The 2,817-nt window shown below is 57.8% G+C and carries 4 protein-coding genes; 1 reads left to right on the top strand and 3 read right to left on the bottom strand.

The annotated features are described in order from the left end of the window. Window positions 1–244 (bottom strand): pyrimidine/purine nucleoside phosphorylase (locus ACRER8_RS02245; protein WP_431744733.1); only part of this gene is annotated, 244 nt, incomplete at its 3' end. A gap of 88 nt (window positions 245–332) precedes the next feature. Further along, complete coding sequence (locus tag ACRER8_RS02240) at window positions 333–875, bottom strand: exonuclease domain-containing protein (RefSeq protein ID WP_431744732.1); 543 nt, start codon at window positions 873–875, stop codon at window positions 333–335. 308 nt (window positions 876–1,183) lie between these two features. Here ACRER8_RS02240 and ACRER8_RS02235 point away from each other — a divergent pair, with 308 nt between their 5' ends. Further along, window positions 1,184–2,014 (top strand): substrate-binding periplasmic protein, encoded by an 831-nt coding sequence (locus tag ACRER8_RS02235; RefSeq protein WP_431744731.1) that lies wholly within the window; start codon window positions 1,184–1,186, stop codon window positions 2,012–2,014. 68 nt (window positions 2,015–2,082) lie between these two features. Here ACRER8_RS02235 and ACRER8_RS02230 read toward each other — a convergent pair whose 3' ends face one another. Beyond that, complete coding sequence (locus ACRER8_RS02230; RefSeq protein ID WP_074758439.1) at window positions 2,083–2,250, bottom strand: DUF2897 family protein; 168 nt, start codon at window positions 2,248–2,250, stop codon at window positions 2,083–2,085. Window positions 2,251–2,817 lie beyond the last annotated feature (567 nt).

Here is a 2,817-nt window from a genome sequence, read left to right as displayed (position 1 = left end):
CTTCCAGATCGAACTTGCTATTGGCCGGAACGCGGAACTGGTCCCCGGCGTTGAAGGTTTCCCATTCACTGCTGCCTGGCAGCTGCACTTTCAGCGAGCCCGAGATCACGTGCATGATTTCGCGATCAGCCGTGCCGAAGTTGTATTTTCCTGGAGCCATGACGCCGATGGTGGCCGCACCTTCGGCTTGTTGGAAGGCGATGGACTTGACGGTGCCGTCGAAATACTCGTTGACCTTGAACATGGCTGATCTCCTTGGAAGGGCTGAAAAAGATCAGACAGTATGCCCAACGTACAAAAGGCCGTCATCCGCTTTGATAAATGCGTCACTCTCAGGATGGGATGACCAGAGGCAGCAACCGCGCCGTGTTTCTGGCATCGGTCAAGGCGCGGTGTTGCTGCCCGTTGAAGTGCATGCCGGCCAGTTGCAGCGCGGTGTTCAATCCGCAGGGCTTGTGCAACTGACGCGCCTGGGCGAAGCGCTGCTTGAGGTTGATGTGCGGCAGACTGCTCAGCTCGCTACTCAATTGCTGCTGCTGCCATTGCATCACCAACTGCTCCCGGTCGTAATCACCCCAGCTGACCCAACCCACCAGCCGCTTGCGGTGATGACTCATCCAGCGCTCGAATTGCGGCCAGATCGTGGTCAAGGGCAACGCCGTGTCGATCTGGCCTTGATGAATGTGGGTCAATTCGCGGCAGAAAGGTGTCAACTGGGGACGGCGCGCCGGTCGCACGAAACGTTCGAAATGGTCGATTTCGCGTCCGTCCGAATTGACCACGCAGGCACCGATTTCAATGATTTCCATCTCTGACACAGGCCATCCGCCCTCTTCGGTGGTGGCCTCCAGATCTATCACCAGCCAATGGGGCATTTTTCGCTCCAGTTCCCTAATCCGTGGCACCGTCATTCAGCGTAGTCATATTCAGCCCGTTGCGTACAACCCTGCAAAACGCACAGGGTTCATGGGTGGGACTCGTTTGACGGAGGATGGTTTGCCGTGGGAGACGATTTTTTTGTCGGCGCGGGATGTGTGCTGGCGAGCGCTTGCGTGGTTGATGCGCCCGGCATAAATTGCCTCGCGCGGCGCATAAACCGGTTTTGATTTCGTTTGACCGTTGTCTAATTGTTCGCGAGCGCATAGCTTACGCGTATTCCGATTCGCCTGAGGTGCTTGTCTTGATGTCCACGCCGGTGCGGATGGCTTTTAAAACGCTGCTGTTGGCGACGACCACACTGTGGGCTTGGCAGGCGGGCGCGGCGCAAGTCGTGCGAATTGGCGCGGCGCATTTTCCGCCCTACGTGATTCGCCCCGAACGCGGGGGAGACACTGGACTGCTGCCGCGGATGATCAGTGCATTGAACGCCATGCAGGGCGACTACCGCTTTGAAATGGTGCCGACCTCGATTCCTCGTCGTTTCCGCGATTTCCAGCAGGAACGGTTCGACATGGCGATCTTCGAAAACCCGGCCTGGGGTTGGAAGGACATTCCTCACGAGGATGTCGATCTGGGTCTGGAAGACGCCGAAGTTTTCGTCACCCATCGCATTCAAGGGCGCACGCAAAACTATTTCGATGACCTCAAGGGCAAGCGCCTGGCGCTATTCAGCGGTTATCACTACGCGTTCGCCCGCTTCAACGCCGACCCTAAGTTTCTCGCTGAGCATTACAACGCCACGCTGACCTATTCCCACGACAGCAATCTGCTGATGGTGCTGCGCGATCGGGCGGACATCGCGCTGGTCACGCGCTCCTACCTGAGTACGTTCATGGCCAGCAACCCGCGAGATGCCGATCAGTTTCTGATCTCCGACCGGGTCGATCAGGTCTATCGGCACTACGCGTTGCTCAGGCTCGATGCGCCGATCAGCTGGGAGAAGTTCGGCGAGCTGCTCAAGCAACTGCGGGAAAATGGGGAGATGTTCAGGATCTTCCAGCCGTTTCGGATTGCCGTCACGCCCCAGGCTACCCACCATGCGGTGGCGCTGGACGAGAGTGATGGCAGGGATTGAGGCAGGTCTAGGTGCGGGGGCGCGAGCCGTGCGACAGGCGGGCGATGAGTCACCATCGCCCGACGGACTTAGCGGTCGCGTGCTTCCTTGGCGTCCATTTCGGCGTTGCGCTCGTGGACGCGCTTGAGTTGTTCTTCGGTCAGGGGAAGTTTTTTCGCTGAATCCTTGAGCATCAGCAAACCACCGACGATCGAGCCGATTGCAATTACCAGAATCAACCAGGCATACCAGGGCATGAGGCTCTCTCCTTATTGTGATACCGCTTTGAGCAGCGCTGCCGTTCAGTGGTTCAATTGTAGGAGATGCCCGGTCGGCGCCAATACCTTGGTCTTGTTGGCGCCGGCTTGCTGGTGAATGCGGAGCGTTAAAAACACTTCTGTGACTGGCCCACCGCGTTCGCTGCCGTCGTAACCTCCGACGTCTCCTACAGATTCTGTGGCGTACCGGGGTTTTGTGACGGCACACAATCATTGTAGGAGCCGGCTTGCTGGCGAAGGCGGAGTGTCAGACGGCACATCTGTAACTGACCCACCGCGTTCGCTGCCGTCGTAACCTCCGACGTCTCCTACAGATTCTGCGGCGTACGGGGTTTTGTGACGGCACACAATCATTGTAGGAGCCGGATTGCTGGTGAATGCGGAGTATCAGACGGCACATCTGTAACTGACCCTCCGCGTTCGCTGCCGTCGTAACCTCCGACGTCTCCTACAGATTCTGTGGCGTACCGGGTTTTGTGACGGCACACAATCATTGTAGGAGCCGGATTGCTGGTGAATGCGGAGTATCAGACGGCACATCTGTAA

This window comes from Pseudomonas sp., assembly GCF_050739935.1.
In the GTDB taxonomy this organism is placed as follows: domain Bacteria; phylum Pseudomonadota; class Gammaproteobacteria; order Pseudomonadales; family Pseudomonadaceae; genus Aquipseudomonas.
The sequence above is the reverse complement of the archived record's forward strand: the minus strand, read 5'-3'. Positions and strand labels throughout refer to the sequence as shown.